Genomic DNA, 17,640 nt, shown 5'->3' with positions numbered 1-17,640 from the left:
AAAAGCTTGGCGCCGCAGCGCTGTCAACGCACCCGCGGCCGGGACCTACGGACGCGCCGGCTTCGGCGGATACGCGTGAGTGGTGCCCTGAGGGTCGGTGACCCGCCAAGTCGTCCCGGCTCGCTCAAGGTAGTCCGGCCCCACCGGGACCTTGCCGTGCCCGCCGGGGATGTCGAGGACGTAGGTCGGCTGCGCGAGGCCGGACAGACCGCCCCTCAGGGTGCGGACGAGATCGCGCCCGGCCGCCAAGTCCGTCCGCAGGTGTCCGGTCCCCGGTGCGAGGTCGCCGTGATGCAGGTAGTACGGCTTGATCCGGTTCTCGACGAAGCGACGCATCAGGAGCGCCAAGGTCGCGGGATCGTCGTTGACGCCTGCCAGGAGGACCGTCTGGCTCACCATCGGGATCCCGGCATCCACCAGCCTCGCCACCGCCGCCATCGCCGCCGGAGTGAATTCCGCGGGATGGTTGGCATGCAGAGCCACGAAGACCGCGCCGCCGAAACGTTTCAGGGCGCCGATCAGGTCGTCGTCGACCGTGCCCGGATCGACGACGGGGACCCGCGTGTGAAAGCGCAGGACGCGCACGTGCGGGATGGCCCCGAGAGCGCCGGCGAGGTGTGCGAGGCGGCGCACCGAGAGTGCGAACGGATCGCCCCCGGTAACGACGACTTCCCAGATTTCCGGCCGGTCCGCGATGTAGGCGAAGGCTTCGGTGAGTTCGGCTTCGCTCAGGGTCCCCTGGCCCTCCGGGCCAACCATCTCGCGCCGAAAGCAGAAGCGGCAATAGACCGGGCAGACGTGCAGGGGCTTGAGCAGGACCCGGTCGGGATAGCGATGCACGAGGCCCGGCAGGGGGCTGTGGGCCGCGTCGCCGATGGGATCAGCGTCCTCCTCGGGCCGGGTCACGAGTTCTTCGGCCCGGGGCAGGAACTGCCGCGCGATCGGGTCGGCGGCATCGCACGGATCGATCAACTCGGCCATGTCAGGTGTCAGCGAGACGGCATAGCGCGCCGCGACGGCCTCCAGGGCCGAGAGATCGCCGGGCGCCACGAGGCCCGCACGGACGAGGGCGGCTGGACTGCGCAGGGCCGTCTTCATCGAGCTCCGCCCGCCACCGGCGTCCAGATCACATCCTCGATGTGGCGGGCATCGGTTGCCAGCATGACGAGGCGATCGAAGCCGAGGGCGATGCCACTTGCCTCCGGCATGATCGCCAGGGCTTCGAGGAAGTCCTCGTCGATCGGATAGGTCTCGCCATAGACGCGAGCCTTCTCGGCCATTTCCAGCGTGAAGCGCCGGCGCTGCTCGTCGGCATCTGTGAGCTCCCCGAATCCATTGGCGAGTTCAACGCCGCAGGCATAGAGCTCGAAGCGCTCGGCCACGCGGGGATCGTGTGGACTCGGCCGCGCCAGCGCCGCTTCGCTGACCGGGTATTCATACAGGATGGTCGGCCGCCCGATGCCCAGATGCGGCTCGATCCGCGCCACCAGCACCCGACTGAACAGATCGGCCCAGGTGTCGTCCTCCGCCACCCGGAGGTCTGCCCGACGCACCGCCCCGGCGAGCGCGTCGCGGTCGGTTGAACCGTCACGATCGATGGTGGCGAGGAGATCGATGCCGGCGCGCTCGGCAAATGCCTCGGCCAGGGTCAAGCGCTCGAACGTCGCGAACGGGTTGGCCTCCCGATCACGATGGCGCAACGTGCCGATGCCGGCGGTGTCGGCCGCGAGCGCCAGGAGGTCGGCGCAGTCCTGCATCAATTCCATGTACTCGGCCCCGGCCCGGTACCATTCGAGCATCGTGAATTCCGGATGGTGCAAGGGCCCGCGCTCCCGGTTGCGATAGACACGGGCGATGCTGAAGAGGCGCGGCTCACCGGCCGCCAGCAGCTTCTTGCAGGCGAATTCCGGCGAGGTGTGCAGGTAAAGCGGCTGACGCGCCCCGTCCGATCCGAGCGCCTCCGTGCTGAAGGCCGAGAGATGGGCCTCGTTGCCTGGAGAGATCTGGAGGGCGGCCGCATCGATCTCAACGAACTCGGCCGCCGCGAAATGCGCGCGGACAGCGGCGACGATGCGGTTTCGCGCCATCAGGGCCGGACGGCGGTCGGCGTGGCGATGCGGTGCCCACCAGGGGGAGGGGGTGTTCATACGCGAAAACTTTGCGGCCCGCACGGGAGGACATCAGGGTCTCGGGAGTGCCGCCTTGCGGTGCGACTGGCAACGGTGGCGCGGATAGGTTAGTGGCGGAGCCAAGATGTCGCTCCCGCGGAGGATTCCGCGTCGGGGCGCCGCGTCCGTTTTTTCAACGAACACAGCAGGACCAGACCCCGTGAAGGTGATCGCCTCTACGCTCCGCAAGGGCAACGTCGTCGACAAGGAGGGCAAGCTCTACGTCATCCTGACGGTCGAGAACATCCATCCCGGCAAGGGCACCCCGGTGACCCAGCTCGACATGCGCCGCATCACCGACGGCGTGAAGGTCTCCGAGCGCTACCGCACCACCGAATCGGTCGAGCGCGCCTTCGTCGAGGACCGGGAGCACACCTTCCTGTACGAGGACAGCGAGGGCTTCCACTTCATGAACCCCGAGAACTACGATCAGGTCGCGATCCCGAAGGACGTCGTCGGCTCCGCCGCGCCGTACCTGCAGGAAGGCATGGCCGTGATGGTCTCGACCCATAACGGCGTCGCGCTGACCCTGGACCTGCCGCAGCGCGTCGTTCTCGAAGTGACCGAGACCGAGCCGGCGATGAAGGGCCAGACCGCCTCGTCGTCCTACAAGCCCGCCATTCTCTCCAACGGCGTACGCACGGCCGTTCCACCCCACATCGCCGTCGGCACCCGCGTCGTGATCATGACCGAGGATGGCTCCTACGTGGAACGCGCCAAGGACTGACCGATTCCGGGAACGGCCCTCCGCCTCACGGGGCTGGGGCCGTTCCCTTAGCGGCCTCGTAGCAGGTCTGCGACAGGCTCTGGGCTCGCTGGCGCTCCGCCTGGGTGAAGCTTCGGGGCCGGTCGGCCCAGAGGTTCTCTCGCCGAAAGGCGTCCGAGACGCAGGCGGCGGCCCGGCTGCAGGCTGTGCTTTCGCCGCCAGTGGCAAGGCAGTTTCGTACGTAAAGCGCCCGAAACTCGGCGACACCCGCCTGCGGATGCGGTCCGGTCAGGGCGACGAGGCCCGTCAGCAGAGCCATCAGAATGGGCTGATGGATGAGGTAGATCGCCAGACTGTGGCGACCGGCCCAGCTCAGACCACGCCCGAACCAACCAGTCCCGGACCAGTCGGCCAATCGCGATCGGCCGACGGTGTCCCGCCCGTATCGGGCCAGCGCCACCCCCACCAGTACCATGCCGAACCAGGGAAACAGCGGCACGTAGTCGTTGGTCTGCGGCGTGCCGCGTCCCAATCCGATGAAGGACAGGATCGGCGCATCGAACGGACCGCCGGAGGCCCAAAGCGGAGCGGCGATCACGACGGCTGCTCCAGCGGCGGCCGCCCAGCCGGGCGCCTGCACGAAGGGCAGGGCCAGCACGCTCGAGGCCGCGATGCAGTGCAGGATGCCGAAAAAGATATAGCTTGATGGATCGGTGAGGTAGGTTGCGACTGTCACAAGGGCGGCCGCAGCCGCGATGCGGGCGAATCGCAGGCCGAAGCGCTTGGGTGCGAAGCGGCCGCCATTCATCAGAACGAGCCCGATGCCGACGAGCACGAGGAAGGTTCCGGCGATTCCGTGAGCGATCATGCGCCCCGGCGGCGTCAGGGCATAGTTCTCCGGCGTGAGCCGTAGAGCCCCGAGATCCCACGTGGCGTGGTAGAGCGCCATCGCCAGCAGTGCGAGGCCACGCGCGGCATCCAGAGCAGCGTACCGGAAGCGCGGCGCGACGGAGGTCAACAACCAGGATTTCATCGCAGAGGCCGTACCATCGAATGATGGCCTCCGCGACGACGCGACGATCTCCGGTCTCGACGGACGCTTTCGCGCAACAGCGCTAACGAAATTTCAGCTTTGCGCGCTCGATCGAAAAAATCCTGAGCCCCCGCCGGTCTTTGCGCCGGAAAATGGCAAGGTGCGCTGTTGCACGCGCACAGCCCTGCCGAACAATGCGGCATCGGGAAGCCGGCGGACGCATGAAACGGGCTTCCGCCGAGTCATGACTTTGTTAATCTCTGGCGCGGGTCGCGTGACGTGATTCGGTGTGGGTTGCTGACATGTCTGACGATTTCGGTTCAGGCCCGTTTGGGCAGCGTTCGTCGGGGGAGCAGGACGAGAACCGCTCCGTCGAAGGACAGAGCATCGATGCCCAGCGGCCCCTCGACCTCATGGAGGTCGCCGGTCGGATCAAATGGTTCGATGTCTCGAAGGGCTTCGGATTCATCGTCCCCGACGACGGCTCGGCCGACGTGCTTCTCCACATCACCTGCCTGCGTCGCGACGGGCACCAAAGCGCCAGCGAGGGCGCACGCGTCGTCGTGGAGGCCACCGAGCGGCCGCGCGGCTGGCAGGCTTTCCGGGTGATCTCGCTCGACCAGTCGACGGCGCTGCACCCCTCAGAGCTGCCGCTTCCGCGCACGCATGTCACGGTTACACCCACCAGCGGGCTCGAAACCGCGGTGGTGAAGTGGTTCAACCGTCTCCGCGGCTTCGGCTTTCTCAGCCGCGGCGATGGGACACCCGATATCTTCGTTCACATGGAGACGCTTCGCCGCTACGGGATCGCCGAACTCAAGCCGGGCGAGATGGTTCTCGTCCGCTATGGCGATGGTTCCAAGGGCAAGATGGCCGCCGAAGTCCGGCTCCTCGACGGCGCGCTGCCCGCCTCACACTGACGGATGGTCCGGTGCTCTCCAGACACGTGATCGACTGGCGCGATGGATGTCGCGCGCTCCTCGCCCTTGTGCTCCTCGCCCTGATCCTCGATCCAGCGGTGGCGCAGGATGCGCGTTCGGGACCGACCGAACCGCTGAGCATCGTGGGCCGCGAGGGACGGCACGTCTTCGCCGTCGAGGTGATGCGCACCGACGCGGAGCGTTCGCGCGGCCTGATGTACCGTCGCTCGATGGCGCCCGACCACGGCATGCTGTTCGATTTTCAGGCTTCCGCCCCGGTGGCGATGTGGATGAAGAACACCTACCTGCCGCTCGACATGGTGTTCATCCGGGCCGACGGCACCATCGCAAAGATCGCGGCAGATACCGAGCCGCTCTCGACAAAGGTCATTCCGTCGAACGAACCGGTGCTGTCCGTGCTCGAACTCAATGCCGGGACCGCGGCACGTCTCCGTCTGCATGCCGGAGACCGGGTGGAGCACTCACTCTTCGAGAAGCCGGCGCGCTAGCGTCGGTTCTTCCGGGTCCCACCCTCGAACACACCGAGAACAAAGGCTTGACGTCGCCGAGGTTTCCCATCAGTGTTCCCTTAATGTTCTGATCCATTTCGGGACTGCCACCAGGCAGCCGCGGGACTGGCGGCGAGGGGACATCATGTTCGATCTCACTTTAGACGACGCGTGCCGGCCGAGCCCGATCCTTTTCGAGAATGCGGACTGGCGTGTGGCTGCCGACGGTCTCGAGCATCGCGAGACCGGGTACTTCATCGCCCGAGAGGCGATTGGGATTCGGCGCGACAATCTTTGGGAATGGCCCCTGCACTTGGCCGAGAAGAACTGGTGCACGGTCCGCCTCTTCCGCGAGGCGTTCCTGGCTGCGATCGATGCCTTCGGCGTCGCGCGCGATGCCGATCTGGCGCAATCCTTCGCGGTCGCCTTCGGTTTCGTGGCATCGGGCGCTTCGCAAAAGAGCGAGGAGGACTTCGTATCGCTCGGGGATCTCGTGCGACCGAAATCAACGGTGAAGGGCACCTCTCGAAAACGCAATCCGGCCTCCGAGGGGCGGGTCATAGCGCGGCGGATGGGATTACCGGCGTCTCAGCGGATCGGCGAAACGAGCCGTCACCGTATCGCCCTCTAACGTCTGGTCGCTGCTGCTGCATGCCCTAGGTACTCGACGACGTCGAAATTCGCCGCGAGGATCTCATGTCGCAGACACCGGATCATGTTGAGGACAGCTCAAACCTCGAAGGTCTCGACGGCCTGCTGACGCCGCCCTTCTCGCGACGCGGCTTTGTCATGACCAGCTTGATGACCGGTCTGACCCTGGCAACCAGTTCGGTCGATGCTCAGGTCATCCACACGGATGCCGACTCGATCGAGGCCGGCGAAGTCAAGATCCCAGCCGTCGACGGTCCCATGCCAGGCTACCGAGCCATGCCGAAGGGCGAGGGGCCATTTCCGATCGTGCTGGTTATCGAGGAGATCTTCGGCGTCCACGACTACATCAAAGATATCTGTCGTCGCCTGGCTCAAGCCGGCTACTGTGCGGTCGCGCCTGAACTTTATGCGCGTCAGGGCGATCTTTCGACGATGACCGATGCGAAGGTGATCATTCGCGACATCATTTCGAAGACACCCGACGCACAGTGGATCGCCGACCTCGACTCAGCAGCCGCCTGGGCCATTTCGACGTCGCGTGGGGACCAGGGGCGGATCGCCGCCATGGGGTGGTGTCGTGGTGGGCGAGGCGTCTGGCTCTACGCCGCACACCGAAAGGACCTGAAAGCGGGAATCGCCTGGTACGGGCCAGTCGGGGGTGAGCGCACCGAGATCCAGCCGAAAACCGCATCGGACGTCGCCGCCGATATACAGGCGCCACTGCTCTGCCTTTACGGCGGTGCCGATGCCGGCATTCCGGTCGCGGCCGTGGAGGCTGCACGAGACAAGGCAAAAGCCGCAGGCAAATCGGTCGAGCTCGTCGTCTATCCCGAGGCACCCCACGGCTTTCACGCCGATTATCGGCCAAGCTATCGCGAAGCGGATGCCAAAGACGGATGGGCACGCGCCTTAGCCTTTCTGAAATCTCATGGCGTTGGCTAAAATCCTTAGAAAAGCGTGACGCTGAAAGCACAGGACGAGTCCGCAAGCCTCGATCCGGATATTCGGTTGGTTCCGCCACATTGACAGCGATGCGCCCCCATGGCGCAAGATTGCGCTTGGCCCGCCGTTCTGGCCCGAAGAGCGTACCGGACCCATGAGCGCTGTGAATTCGTCTGATGCACGTCCCGTAATCCTCGTCGTCGAGGACGAACCAGACGAGCGCTTCCTCGCGGCTGAGCTGCTCGAGGAAACCGGTTTTCGCGTTATCGAGGCCGAGACAGCCGAGCGCGCACTCGCGATCCTGAACGACCGGGGCGACGAAGTCAGTGTCGTCTTCTCTGACGTGCGCACACCCGGCCCGATCGGCGGCTTCGAGCTGGCCCGCATCATCGGCGTAACTTGGCCGCGTGTCCGGGTCCTTCTGACATCCGGGGATGCCGGCGATCAGCCGAGTGACTTGCGTGTTTCAGCGACTTTCATTCCGAAGCCGTGGCGAGCAGCCGACATTCTAGCCTGGGTGCAGGAAGCCGCCGGCCGAACCGATAGCAGCGTTTCCAGGCCTGACATCATCGGTTCGTCGGCCCCCGGCAACTGAAAATTATCTTAAATCAAGGGAAACATTGACGCAGAAGGCCGTTGTCCGGTTTCTGAAATCGAGAGGCCGAGCGATGGCCCGAAAGCCAGCGATGACCTTTGCGCAGTCGGTGAACGCCCAACGTCCGGATGAATTCTGGTCCTCGTTGACAGGCTTATCGGATGATTGGCTGCTTGCCACCATCGGACACAGTTTGCGGAACATCTATGAGCCGATGACGGATTCTGATCAGCCGAGGGATCTTCTGCAACTCGCCGTCCTGATTGAGGAGCGGGTCAGGGACATCGGTCGCTGAAGCCTTGCATTCTACCGGCCGGGTGCGGCGGGAATACCGCACTTGTCCGCTGCGACTTGACGTATGGTTCGGATCACATTTCCTCCGTGCTTCGCTAGGACCGGCTTTTCGAGCTTGGGACATGAGACGTACGGGCCTGCGTCACCGGATCAACCATGCGTCTGAACCTGAGTTTCGGTGTCGCCGCGATCAGCGCTGCCTGCCTCATCTCTCTGGCCACGCCGGTGATCGCTGCCACTCCGCCGAACCAACCGGCTGAGGGTCCCGGCGGGGTCGGCGATCGAGCTGCCGCGATCGTGAAGCGCGGTCTCGGCAAGGCGGGGTCTGGTAGCTTCGTGTTCTACAAGTCTGGTGACGCGCCGGCCCAGGGACGACCGGTCGTCATCCTCCTGCATGCTTGGGGCGCCCCGAACCCGCAGGCCTATGGGAGCTGGATCGACCACCTTGCGCGGACCGGGTCCCTGGTCATCTTCCCACGGTTCCAGGATCTTAATCGCACTCGCCCATCCGAATCGACCGCCATTGCCGAGCGCATCGTCAAGGCGACCCTTTCGGATCTGGCGGCCGACGCGGAGGCAAAGCCCGATGTGAAGCGTGTCGCCGTGATCGGCCATCTTGCCGGCGCACCCATTGCGGCAAACTTCGCTGCTGATGCCTTAGAGCAGGGCCTGCCCACTCCGCGGCTGGTATTTGCCGTGATGCCCGGCGGGATTGCCAGCGATGCGCGGGCGCGGGGCGTGGTTCTGCACGATCTCAGTCGGATTGCGCCGGAGACGCTGGTGGTCACCGTAATCGGCGATCGTGATGCCCGGGCCGCCGATCTTGCCGCTCGACGGCTGCTGCGGGATGCCAGCGCAGTTCCAGCTGAGCGTAAGCTGTTCGTGCGGGCGCTGTCGGATGACCATGGCTTTCCCGCCTTGGCCGCCACGCTGACCTCTCCAGCGGCGGTCGATTCCGCGTATGACGGGGCGGCGATCAAGCTCCCGCCTGAGCCGCCACGCGATCCGAAGCAGCCGGCCCCGCCCTTCAAGTGGTCTCCGGACATGGCGTTGACCGGCGAACAGACCACACTGGTTTCACAGATCAACAACGCACGGGCCGATAGCTTGGACTATTTAGCCTACTGGAAGACCTTCGACCTTGCCGCCGCTTCGGCGTTCTCCGGCACCGATGCGACAACCCTGAAGGGCAATCCTCGTTTCAGCGACATGGAACGCTGGGCCGATGGCTGGCCGGTGAAGCGCCTGGTCGTCGAAACCCCACGAGCGCCGGCTGTCCAGCCGACGGCATCGCAACGAACGCCTGCGGCGGCCGCCGATCGGCCCAAATCACAGCCGGCACGACGTCCCTGAATATTCCATATCGAAGTTCTTCGGCGGCACTCCACGCGCGCCGATAAAGCGTCGGTATTCAGTGGATGCCAAAATCCACCGACGCCGGCATGGGTTGCTGAAGTGCCGGCACAATCGCGAGACGTGGCGCAAGCTTTGCGTGACCTACGTCCGGATCGACCGGACAGGCCATCATGCCCGATTTCATCGCTATCCTTGGCGCGTCGACACTGTTCTGCGCCACAGTCATCGTGCTGAACGGCCTCACGAGAATGGCGATTCAGCTCAATTGTGCGACTGGAGATCTCGCCGAGAACGGATTGGCGCAATTTGGCGTGGCGATCGCCATCGCGGGGCTCGCCTTGCAGAGATCCTTTCGTCGAAAGGGTCTTGAAGGTCCGTTGTCGGGACCCGGCGAAAACCGTCGGACCTGATGAACGTTTTCGGCTTTTCGCGGCATGTTGAAAACGTGGCGATCCTGTGACGCGCGCAGGAACCGTCCAGCTAAGTTGGCGTTATGCTGTCATGAGGTCGCAGCCCATGCTGCACCGTACTTGTTCAAGGGGTGAGTCACATGCTCGGATGGGCCGTTACGTTCCTGGTCGTCGCCCTCGTCGCGGCGCTTCTTGGCTTCGGTGGTATTGCCGGCACCGCAATGGAAGCCGCCAAGCTGGTATTCTTCGTTGCGATCGTTCTGTTCGCCATTTCGGCCGTCATCGGCCTGATGCGCGGCCGTTCGCCGACACTCTAACGAGCCAAGCGGCGCGTTACGCTTCGCGACTCTGACGTGAAGGCCGCCCCAAGACGGGCGGCCTTTCTTATTTCGGCAACGGTCCAATCGAGAGATGTCCTCATCCCGACACTGAAACAGGTAATTGTGGGTCCACCATCACCTGGAGCTTAGGGTTCGGAAGGGGGAGAAGACGTGTCGAGCTGCGCGATCAGATCGCGGAAACGGTCCGGCACGGGTTGCTGAACGATGGTATCGTACATCGCGCGCAAATGTAGACCGATGCGTTTCTGGGTGTGATCGCTGAGGCCTTGTCCTGCCGACGAGGCGTCCGCCTTCGAGGTAGAACCTTCCGCCGAAGGCCCATGCCTCGATCCGTCATCATCCATACTAAGGTCCCCTTGGATGTCGACAAGCGACATCGCCGCGATTGTTTTGCGGCTTCACATAGGCCATGGCTGCACCTGCAACGCTGGTGTGAACAATCGGTTCCCGACCAGCGGAACGGAGCCCTGCATTCCGCGTTGTGGCGGAGGCGCCCGAGAGAACGGCAAAGCCAAGGGGATATAATGTCGACAGCTCAACTCGTCGTTCAGCATCTGCCGTACCTGCGCCGTTATGCGCGGGCGCTGACCGGCAGCCAGGTTGCTGGCGACGCTTACGTAGCGGCCACCCTGGAGACTCTCGTGAACGAGCCGGAGACGCTCGGTCGCAGCTCCAACGTGAAGGCCGACCTGTTTCGTGTCTTCACCCGAATCTGGAATTCGCTGTCCGTGAATGGCCAGAGCGAACAGGTGCAGCATGACCTTCCGGCGGAAGTCCGGCTCGGACAGATCACGCCTCTGCCACGCCAAGCCTTCTTGCTCTCCTGCCTCGAAGGGTTTTCCGAAGAAGACGCGGCGATCATTCTCGACGTCGACGTCAGCCAAGTCCGCGACCTCGTCGACGAGGCAGGCCGCGAACTTGCCGCTGATATGGCAACCGAGATTCTGATCATTGAGGACGAGCCTCTGATTGCCATGGATCTCGAGGCTTTGGTCGAAGGACTCGGCCACAACGTGATCGGGGTCGCGCGGACCCGGACGGAGGCTATCAAGATCGCGTCCGGTGGAACTCGTCCAGGTCTGATCCTCGCTGACATCCAGCTCGCCGACGGGAGTTCGGGTCTTGATGCCGTTAACGATCTCCTCAAGACCTTCGAGGTCCCGGTTATCTTCATCACCGCCTATCCCGAGCGCTTCCTGACGGGCGAACGGCCGGAGCCGGCGTTCCTCATTGCGAAGCCGTTCCAGCCTGCCAACGTCTCGGCCGTGATCAGCCAAGCCCTGTTCTTCCAGCAAAGCGCTCGGCGACGTGAGGCGAAGTCCGCCTGATATACCCCAGCCCCGGAACGTCGCGTTCGCGCTGGATCTCCCATCCGATCGCTCATCAACCCCGGTGTCCGCACCGGGGTTTTTTCGTTGCGGCGCGGGCCGCTGTCGCGTGGCGGGCCGGCATAAAAAAACGGGTCGGAAAATCCGACCCGTTTGGAAGGTTCCGGCCTGTGCACAAGGGGAATGCGGGGGAGGACCAGGCGGCCGGGTGCTCGAACAACGGCGTCGAGAACCGCAGGTTCCGAATGGGCCAGACCCTGCTGCATTTTTCTCCGCTGTGATGCGCTGAGGCCACAGCGTAAGCGCTCCTGCAGCCGATCTTTCGTTACTCCAGACAAAGCGATTTATTCGGCTAACGCCACGATACCCACGATCGAACGGTTAAGGAACCGTTGTGGCAGCGCCGCGTTACCGCATTAGCCTGTCAAGCTCCCTGTGGAGATTACGACGATGTTTCGCTCCGGCTTGTTTCTCAATGTGAGTGGGCCGGCTGCGCTGTTGACACTGCTGATACATCCGGCCCTGCGCCACAGCGCTGATCAGAACATCGTTCAACAGCGCTCAGTCATATCAGCGCCCGCCAATGCCAGCGGGGAGGCAATGTTTCCCCCGCGGACCGTACGTCCCGTTCACATCGCGTCGATACCGAATATTCGAGACCGGCCGATGCTTGTTGCACCCTCAATCGGTCAAACAGCAAGCGAACGGGACATCCCTCGTGTTCGGAAGCCGCTTCAGGAAGGTTGTGAACGCTCGATCAGCTCTCTGGCGGGCCCTGAGGCCCGCCGCATGGTACCTGGCCGGTGCATGACATGAAACGTTCGGCTGTCGTCCAAGGCTTCAACAAGAAACACCCCGTTCCATAGGAACGGGGTGTTTCTTGTTGCGTGGAACGGCTCGCGTGAAACGGCGTGCACCCTATTGAGGCTGCACGCCGTCCCGAAATTACTCGTCGCCGGGACGACCGGACCCACTGGACTGGCCGCCCTTACGGCCGGCATTCGATGCCAATTCGCGGTCCTGCGAAAACGAGCGCTTTTCTGCCGGGACGCTGCGGCCGCCCTTGCTCGCGATCTCTCGCTGCCGTTCGAGGTCCATCGATGCGAAACCTCGCTTCGAGGTGGAATTTCCTGATGCCATCAGTGCCTCCTCAGCTATGCGTTCACTGTCATCACAACCTTTGCCAATATCGATGGTTCCTCGTCTGATGGCTGAGCCGGCAGTTAGTACCGCCACCATTGGCATTTAATCCGAGCGTAACCATTGAACCTGCGTTGGGTGGTCTCAGCCCGTCGGCCGTAGGCCGGCGTCAGGGTTTCGCCAGCAGCGACCCCACTCGCCGGGGCTGGACAAAGCCTGTTTGGCCCGCATTGGATACATGACGATCGCGGCGTGCCCGCAAGGACGTCGCGCCGCTGGAGCCCGCCCTATGACCCTCGAAACCGAGGTTACGTCCCTTCGCCAGGTGCCGTTGTTCAGGGGTGTCGAGCCCTCGCGCCTCAAGTTGCTTGCCTTCACGAGTGAGCGAGTACATTTCGAGGCGGGGCAGCAACTCTTCGCGCGCGGCGACGCCGCCGATGCAGCCTACCTGTTGCTGGAAGGGTCGGCCGAGGTCGCGATAGAAGGGCCGCATGGTCCGTTCCGCCTTGCGCTCCTCGGCGCCAATGCCCTGGTTGGCGAAATGGGCATCCTGGCCGATCAGCCGCGCTCCGCCACGGTCGCCGCGGTAGAACCGGCCACCGCACTGCGGATCGACCGCACCGTGTTTTTGGAGTTGCTGGCTCAGTTCCCTCCGATCGCCATCGCAGTGATGCGGGAATTGGCCCTCCGTCTCGAACAGACCAATCAGCAGCTTGCCGAGACCCGGGGTTAGGCGGGGTCGGGGTAGCGTAGACCTGTCGATTCAGGCAGCCGGATAGGTGATGAATTCCATCAGGGACCCATCCGGGTCTCGGAAATAGAGACTGACGCCGGATCCGGCGGCTCCATTGCGCTCGACCGGTCCGAGTTCCACGGTTACGCCTTGCGACGCCAGATGGGCGGCGGCCTGCTCGATCGTCCCCGACCAGCGGAAGCAGAGATCGCTGTTGCCCGGCATGACAGGCCGCTCGGCGAGCGGGGCCGCACTCACGCCCGGCCCATGAACGTTCAGCTGCACCCCTCCAAAGCGGTAGGCGAACGCCGCTCCGCGCGGGATGAGTTCTGCGCCCATGACGTCACGATAGAAGGCATTGGACCGCGCCCAGTCGGTGACATGAATGACGCAATGGTCCAGGTGCACGGCCGGGGCGAGATCGGTCAGGAATGTGCCGGTGTCAAAATTTGCCAGCGTCTGCGTCTCGACCATGCGCGATCGTGCCTCGTTCCCAGGATGGGTAGTCCGATCATGCGAGGCCGCTTCCTTCGACGCAATGGCTCCAAACGCCGGCCGATCGTAGGCACCTCGAAAACGTCGCTTCCCGGCCCGACAGAGCGAGGACTACTTCCGGGAAGGTCAGCAACATCATGACTGCGGCGGGAATGACACAACGTCGGGCGGCCGGGAGGGGTAGTCAGGGGACAGTGCCGTCGCCCAACGCGTCGAAACGTGGAGTTGTCCATGCCGTCCCGCCGCCTCGTCCTCGGGCTGATCCTGATCGCACCCCTCGCCGCATGCCAGTCGCGCGGTCCCATGAATCTCGCGCAGGACGACGAGGCGGCCTGGTACACCGGAACGATGCCGGACAAGCCGTATGACGTGCCACTCGTCGACAAGAACCGGCTCGACCCAAAGTACCGACGTCAGGTGGTGTGGTACACCGGGCCGGAGAAGCCGGGCACGATCGTCGTCGACATCGATAACCGGCAGCTTGCCCTGGTGCAGGAAGACGGCTCCGCCGTGCAGTACGGCGTCGGCGTCGGCAAGCTGGGTTTCTCGTGGAAGGGTCAGGCCCGGGTCGGACGGAAGGGCGTCTGGCCTGACTGGAGCCCCACCACCACCATGGTGTCGCTCAATCCGGACCTGCCGCGCACCCGCAAGGGCGGTGTCGACAATCCCCTCGGCGCCCGTGCCCTGTACCTCTACCAGGGCAATCGTGACATCCTGTTCCGTATCCATGGCACCAACGAGCCCTGGAGCATCGGCGAGCAGATGTCTTCGGGGTGCGTCCGCATGCTCAACGAAGACATCGTCGACCTCTATGAGCGGGTGCCCGTCGGCACTCAGGTCCTCGTCAAGCGCAACGGCAAGTACCGAGTTTGAGGTCGACTGCGAGTCGTAGCTGACGGTCACCCTGGCGCCCTCATCGGATCTGCGGTGACCGGACGAACCCGGGAAAGCGTTTCATGACCTTCACGATTTCAAGCGTTCAACCAGTGATAGCGCTCGTAGCCGGCGTGTTGATCCTGATCATGCCGCGCCTGCTCAACTTTATCGTTGCGATCTATCTGATCCTGGTGGGGCTCATTGGCCTCGGCGTCTTCCGCTCGTTTGGATGATCGCCTGACGGCCACGTTACAGCCGGACCGAAGCGTCACGGTGTCGGCCCCTGAATGATCCATTCATCTTGCGTTGCAGCATGAGATGGTCCAACCCGCCGTGTTAGGCATGGGGCAGTGTTCACTCCTGCAAGCGGACGGATACAGATGGGCAAATGGGTCTACTCCTTCGGTGATGGCAAGGCCGAGGGCCAGTCGTCCATGCGCAACCTGCTGGGCGGGAAGGGCGCTAACCTCGCAGAGATGTCGAATCTCGGTCTGCCGGTTCCTCCCGGGTTCACCATCACGACCGAAGTCTGCACCTACTACTATGACCACGGGCAGCAGTATCCCGACGAACTGAAAAGTCAGGTCAAGGCCGCCCTGGACGCCGTCGGTGCGCTCACGGGCCGCGGCTTCGGCAATCCAGAGAACCCGCTCCTCGTCTCGGTCCGCTCCGGCGCCCGCGCTTCGATGCCGGGAATGATGGACACGGTGCTCAACCTGGGCCTGAACGACGTCACCGTCGAAGCCCTGGCGCACGGTGCCGGTGACCCACGCTTCGCCTACGATTCCTACCGGCGCTTCATCACCATGTATTCGAACGTCGTCCTCGGCGTGGAACACCACGCCTTCGAAGAGGCCCTGGAGCACTACAAAGAAGGCAAGGGCGTCAGCCTCGACACGGAGCTCGGGGCCGAGGACTGGAAGCACCTCGTCGGCAAGTACAAAGCCATCGTGAAGGCTGAGCACGGTTCCGACTTCCCGCAGGCACCGGAGGATCAGCTCTGGGGTGCCATCGGCGCGGTATTCGATTCCTGGATGATCCCGCGTGCCAAGAAGTACCGTGAGCTGAACAGCATCCCGGAGAACTGGGGTACGGCCGTCAACGTACAGGCCATGGTTTTCGGCAACATGGGCGACACGTCGGCCACCGGTGTTGCCTTCACCCGCAATCCCTCGACCGGCGAGCGCGCCCTCTACGGCGAGTTCCTGATCAACGCTCAGGGCGAGGACGTGGTGGCGGGTATCCGCACCCCGCAGGACATCACCGAGAAGGCCCGCATCGAGGCGAAGTCCGATCGTCCGTCGATGGAATTGGCGATGCCGGATTCCTACGCCGAGCTGGTGCGGATCTACGGTCTTCTCGAGAACCACTATCGCGACATGCAGGACATGGAGTTCACCATCGAGAGCGGAAAGCTCTGGATGCTCCAGACCCGCAACGGCAAGCGCACCGCCAAGGCGGCCCTGCGCATCGCCGTCGATCTCGCAGCGGAAGGCCTGATCACCGAGGAAGAGGCTATCGGCCGCGTCGAGCCCGCGGCTCTCGACCAGCTCCTTCACCCGACCATCGATCCGAAAGCCGAGCGCAAGGTCATCGCCGCCGGTCTTCCAGCTTCGCCGGGTGCGGCCACCGGTGAGATCGTCTTCAATTCCGAGGACGCCGAAGCCGCCCGCAAGGCGGAGCGCAAGTGCATCCTCGTGCGTGTGGAGACCTCTCCGGAGGACATCCACGGCATGCATGCCTCCGAGGGCATCCTGACAACGCGCGGCGGCATGACCAGCCACGCGGCCGTGGTGGCACGCGGCATGGGCAAGCCCTGCGTCTCCGGCGTCGGCTCGATCCGCGTCGACTACAAGGCGGGCACCCTCTCGGTCGCCGGGACCACCCTGAAAGCCGGCGACAAGATCACCATCGACGGCTCGACCGGCCAGGTCCTTCTCGGAGAGGTGGCGATGCTGGAACCCTCCCTGTCGGGCGAATTCGCCACTCTGATGGGGTGGGCCGACAAGGTCCGCACCATGAAGGTCCGCACCAACGCCGACACGCCGACCGATGCGCGCGCCGCTCGCAACTTCGGCGCGGAGGGTATCGGTCTGTGCCGCACCGAGCACATGTTCTTCGAAGGCGACCGCATCGTCGCCGTTCGCGAGATGATCCTCGCCGATGACGCGGAGGGCCGCCGGGCCGCCTTGGCCAAGATCCTCCCCTACCAGCGTCAGGACTTCGTCGAGCTGTTCACCATCATGTCGGGCCTGCCCGTCACGATCCGTCTCCTCGACCCTCCGCTGCATGAGTTCCTGCCTCATACCGACGAGGAGGTGCGCGACGTTGCCACCAGCACGGGGGTGTCGGAGGACAAGCTGCGCCGCCGCATGACGGAGCTGCACGAGTTCAACCCGATGCTCGGGTTCCGCGGCTGCCGCCTCGCCATCGCCTTCCCGGAAATTGCCGAAATGCAGGCGCGGGCGATCTTCGAAGCCGCCGTGCAGGCAGCCAAGGAGACCGGCGCACCCGTGACCCCCGAGGTGATGGTGCCACTCGTCTTCACCAAGATGGAGTTCGACATCGTCAAGGCACGCATCGACGCCATGGCGAAGGCCGTCGCTGCCGAAACGGGAGGCATCGTCGACTATCAGGTGGGCACGATGATCGAGCTGCCGCGAGCAGCCCTGCGCGCGGGCGACATCGCTGAAACGGCGGAGTTCTTCTCCTTCGGCACCAACGACCTGACGCAGACCGCGCTCGGCATCTCGCGCGATGACGCCGCGACCTTCCTGGGAGCCTACACCCAGAAGGGCATTCTCTCCGCCGATCCATTCATCTCGATCGATCAGGAGGGCGTCGGTGAGCTCGTGCGCATCGGCGTGGAGCGTGGGCGGGCGGTCCGGCCCGACATCAAGCTCGGAATCTGTGGCGAGCACGGCGGCGATCCATCCTCGATCGCCTTCTGCCAGGAGGTCGGCCTCGACTACGTGTCGTGCTCGCCCTACCGCGTGCCGATCGCGCGCCTCGCTGCGGCTCAGGCGGCCCTTGCCGCAAAGGCCTCGAAGTAAGCGGACGCTCCGGTCTAAGCTTTCCCGAAGCTTACGACATCCATCCGGGGCGGTCCGTGACCGTCCCGGGCGCCCAGCGCAGCGTTCCGT

General features: G+C 64.2%; 21 protein-coding genes. 15 read left to right on the top strand and 6 right to left on the bottom strand.

Translation table 11 applies throughout. The features are described from left to right. Positions 1–45: 45 nt before the first annotated feature. Positions 46–1,098, bottom strand: coding sequence for a lysine-2,3-aminomutase-like protein (locus ACV7NL_RS21695; protein WP_463356843.1), 1,053 nt, complete (start codon positions 1,096–1,098; stop codon positions 46–48). Next, positions 1,095–2,147: an EF-P lysine aminoacylase EpmA gene (gene epmA / locus ACV7NL_RS21690; protein ID WP_463356842.1), complete on the bottom strand. Its 1,053-nt coding sequence runs from the start codon at positions 2,145–2,147 to the stop codon at positions 1,095–1,097. The genes ACV7NL_RS21695 and epmA overlap by 4 nt, the downstream gene beginning before the upstream one ends. A gap of 181 nt (positions 2,148–2,328) precedes the next feature. Here epmA and efp point away from each other — a divergent pair, with 181 nt between their 5' ends. Further along, positions 2,329–2,895: an elongation factor P gene (efp, locus tag ACV7NL_RS21685; RefSeq protein WP_463356841.1), complete on the top strand. Its 567-nt coding sequence runs from the start codon at positions 2,329–2,331 to the stop codon at positions 2,893–2,895. A gap of 25 nt (positions 2,896–2,920) precedes the next feature. Here the strand turns inward: efp and ACV7NL_RS21680 are convergent, their stop codons facing one another. Then, positions 2,921–3,895: a DUF1624 domain-containing protein gene (locus ACV7NL_RS21680; protein ID WP_463356840.1), complete on the bottom strand. Its 975-nt coding sequence runs from the start codon at positions 3,893–3,895 to the stop codon at positions 2,921–2,923. A gap of 314 nt (positions 3,896–4,209) precedes the next feature. Between ACV7NL_RS21680 and ACV7NL_RS21675 the strand changes: the two genes are divergently transcribed. The 9 genes from ACV7NL_RS21675 to ACV7NL_RS21635 all read left to right on the top strand — a co-directional run bounded on the left by ACV7NL_RS21675 (position 4,210) and on the right by ACV7NL_RS21635 (position 9,901). Beyond that, positions 4,210–4,827, top strand: a complete 618-nt coding sequence (locus ACV7NL_RS21675) for a cold-shock protein (RefSeq protein WP_056481558.1) — start codon at positions 4,210–4,212, stop codon at positions 4,825–4,827. A gap of 11 nt (positions 4,828–4,838) precedes the next feature. Beyond that, positions 4,839–5,336 (top strand): DUF192 domain-containing protein, encoded by a 498-nt coding sequence (locus ACV7NL_RS21670; RefSeq protein ID WP_463356839.1) that lies wholly within the window; start codon positions 4,839–4,841, stop codon positions 5,334–5,336. Positions 5,337–5,481: 145 nt separating this feature from the next. Beyond that, a complete protein-coding gene (locus ACV7NL_RS21665; RefSeq protein ID WP_056183303.1) occupies positions 5,482–5,967 on the top strand; it encodes a hypothetical protein in 486 nt (161 codons plus the stop codon). 65 nt (positions 5,968–6,032) lie between these two features. Beyond that, positions 6,033–6,929 (top strand): dienelactone hydrolase family protein, encoded by an 897-nt coding sequence (locus tag ACV7NL_RS21660; protein ID WP_463356838.1) that lies wholly within the window; start codon positions 6,033–6,035, stop codon positions 6,927–6,929. Between the two features lie 154 nt (positions 6,930–7,083). Continuing rightward, a complete protein-coding gene (locus ACV7NL_RS21655; RefSeq protein ID WP_056481564.1) occupies positions 7,084–7,524 on the top strand; it encodes a response regulator in 441 nt (146 codons plus the stop codon). 91 nt (positions 7,525–7,615) lie between these two features. Further along, positions 7,616–7,819, top strand: coding sequence for a hypothetical protein (locus ACV7NL_RS21650; protein WP_463356837.1), 204 nt, complete (start codon positions 7,616–7,618; stop codon positions 7,817–7,819). Positions 7,820–7,974: 155 nt separating this feature from the next. Then, a complete protein-coding gene (locus tag ACV7NL_RS21645; RefSeq protein WP_463356836.1) occupies positions 7,975–9,171 on the top strand; it encodes an alpha/beta hydrolase in 1,197 nt (398 codons plus the stop codon). A gap of 173 nt (positions 9,172–9,344) precedes the next feature. Continuing rightward, entirely contained in the window at positions 9,345–9,584 is a 240-nt protein-coding gene (locus ACV7NL_RS21640) for a hypothetical protein (protein ID WP_247634530.1), read from the top strand. A gap of 140 nt (positions 9,585–9,724) precedes the next feature. Then, positions 9,725–9,901 carry a DUF1328 domain-containing protein gene (locus ACV7NL_RS21635; protein ID WP_003599466.1) on the top strand — a complete coding sequence of 59 codons (177 nt, stop codon included), beginning with the start codon at positions 9,725–9,727 and terminating at the stop codon, positions 9,899–9,901. Positions 9,902–10,050: 149 nt separating this feature from the next. Here ACV7NL_RS21635 and ACV7NL_RS21630 read toward each other — a convergent pair whose 3' ends face one another. Continuing rightward, positions 10,051–10,269: a NepR family anti-sigma factor gene (locus tag ACV7NL_RS21630; protein ID WP_463356835.1), complete on the bottom strand. Its 219-nt coding sequence runs from the start codon at positions 10,267–10,269 to the stop codon at positions 10,051–10,053. A 180-nt stretch (positions 10,270–10,449) separates the two neighbouring features. On the opposite strand from ACV7NL_RS21630, the gene ACV7NL_RS21625 reads away from it, so the two are divergent. After that, positions 10,450–11,253, top strand: a complete 804-nt coding sequence (locus ACV7NL_RS21625; protein ID WP_055953119.1) for a response regulator — start codon at positions 10,450–10,452, stop codon at positions 11,251–11,253. A 945-nt stretch (positions 11,254–12,198) separates the two neighbouring features. Here the strand turns inward: ACV7NL_RS21625 and ACV7NL_RS21620 are convergent. After that, on the bottom strand, positions 12,199–12,393 hold the full coding sequence (locus tag ACV7NL_RS21620) for a con-10 family general stress protein (protein ID WP_055953126.1): 195 nt from the start codon (positions 12,391–12,393) through the stop codon (positions 12,199–12,201). 289 nt (positions 12,394–12,682) lie between these two features. Between ACV7NL_RS21620 and ACV7NL_RS21615 the strand changes: the two genes are divergently transcribed. Then, entirely contained in the window at positions 12,683–13,126 is a 444-nt protein-coding gene (locus ACV7NL_RS21615; protein ID WP_056190397.1) for a cyclic nucleotide-binding domain-containing protein, read from the top strand. 30 nt (positions 13,127–13,156) lie between these two features. On the opposite strand, the gene ACV7NL_RS21610 is transcribed toward ACV7NL_RS21615, so the two are convergent. Continuing rightward, positions 13,157–13,600: a VOC family protein gene (locus tag ACV7NL_RS21610; RefSeq protein ID WP_463356834.1), complete on the bottom strand. Its 444-nt coding sequence runs from the start codon at positions 13,598–13,600 to the stop codon at positions 13,157–13,159. Between the two features lie 252 nt (positions 13,601–13,852). Between ACV7NL_RS21610 and ACV7NL_RS21605 the strand changes: the two genes are divergently transcribed. From ACV7NL_RS21605 to ppdK, 3 genes are all read left to right on the top strand, one after another. After that, the gene (locus tag ACV7NL_RS21605) at positions 13,853–14,494 is read left to right on the top strand and encodes a L,D-transpeptidase (RefSeq protein WP_463356833.1); all 642 of its coding nucleotides are present in this window, start codon (positions 13,853–13,855) and stop codon (positions 14,492–14,494) included. Between the two features lie 83 nt (positions 14,495–14,577). Then, entirely contained in the window at positions 14,578–14,730 is a 153-nt protein-coding gene (locus tag ACV7NL_RS21600; RefSeq protein WP_082508141.1) for a DUF3096 domain-containing protein, read from the top strand. A gap of 147 nt (positions 14,731–14,877) precedes the next feature. Next, positions 14,878–17,550 (top strand): pyruvate, phosphate dikinase, encoded by a 2,673-nt coding sequence (gene ppdK, locus ACV7NL_RS21595; protein WP_463356832.1) that lies wholly within the window; start codon positions 14,878–14,880, stop codon positions 17,548–17,550. Positions 17,551–17,640: the final 90 nt, after the last annotated feature.

The organism is Methylobacterium sp. Ger2507, assembly GCF_055231875.1.
Note: the sequence above shows the minus strand (reverse complement) of the source record. Positions and strands in the feature narration are given on the sequence as shown.